Here is a 530-nt window from a genome sequence, read left to right as displayed (position 1 = left end):
TTATCAATAACTGCATCTATTTTATATAACCGCAAAAATGGTGCATCAATTGCATACTTATCATCGATGTACATCTTTTTTTCAAAACCATAGAATTCAATAGCTTTTTCTCCTGCATTTTCACAAATATAACCTCGATCGATCTCGCTTCCTTCTGAAGAACTTCCTTGCTCCGAGGGTCGCATGTACCATGTACCAGGCTCGCATGAATATTCAACAAGTCGTAAAAGGATACGGACGTGGGAAGGGGAATATACGACCAATAGCGAGACATGCTATGTTCACCCAATCAGCTGATGATTTTACCCAGCTTCTGACACTTTTTGGGAACAAAAGCTTTTTGATTTATGATAAATGATATAGTTAGTTTTCAACATATACAAACCCAACTAAGATTAACATCACCTCCATACCATCATCATAATATAAGTAGGATTTTAGAATTCCTTCTTGAATTTCTAGTCAAAAGTGCATAAAACTTCTTTATATAAACTCGTCTCATAATGTTCGAATTATGAATTCGAAAACAG

Annotated in this window: 1 pseudogene; it reads right to left on the bottom strand. The window is 35.1% G+C overall.

Annotated elements, in window-relative coordinates:
* Positions 1 to 140, bottom strand: a pseudogene (locus ACJ5GX_RS03720) (PAS domain-containing protein); the annotation flags it as partial.
* Between the last annotated feature and the right edge of the window lie 390 nt (positions 141 to 530).

Source organism: Wolbachia endosymbiont of Tuta absoluta (genome assembly GCF_059414725.1).
The sequence above is the reverse complement of the archived record's forward strand: the minus strand, read 5'-3'. Positions and strand labels throughout refer to the sequence as shown.